This window comes from Anaerofustis stercorihominis (assembly GCF_005844425.1).
Lineage (GTDB): Bacteria > Bacillota > Clostridia > Eubacteriales > Anaerofustaceae > Anaerofustis > Anaerofustis butyriciformans.
This window is the reverse complement of the sequence record NZ_SPHL01000014.1, coordinates 1-426: the sequence shown is the minus strand read 5'-3', so window position 1 is coordinate 426 and position 426 is coordinate 1. Positions and strand designations below refer to the sequence as shown.

Below are 426 nucleotides of genomic sequence, written 5' to 3'. Positions count from 1 at the left end.
CTGCTGTTATGATGGCAACGGCAGTTACAGGACTTGTACATAATAAGAGTACTGATAAAAAAATTATGGATTCATGTTTTAAATGGGGAATCGCTTTAATAATAATTATGATTTTAGATTATATAATAGGATTTTTCTTAAATGGTCTATATGGCGTTTCTATTATATCTTTAATTAGATTTATATTTCCTATTTTATATTTAGTTGGTGTAAACCAAAATAAAAAATCAATAGATTCTAATGATTTTAATAACTAAAAATCAAACGGTCAATTGACCGTTTTTTTTATTTGATTTGTTTTATTAAATATTTTTAAAGTTTAGATTATTTTAATTTAAAAAATAAACATTATTGATATAAATTATTTTAAATGATAGTTTAGTTATTATGTATAAAAAGGAGGGTAAAAATATGAATATTAATGCT

Annotated in this window: 1 protein-coding gene; it reads left to right on the top strand. The window is 20.9% G+C overall.

The features are described 5' to 3' along the window. Window positions 1-257: hypothetical protein (locus FGQ49_RS05210; protein ID WP_171020595.1), on the top strand; the 257-nt coding region annotated here is incomplete at its 5' end. Window positions 258-426 lie beyond the last annotated feature (169 nt).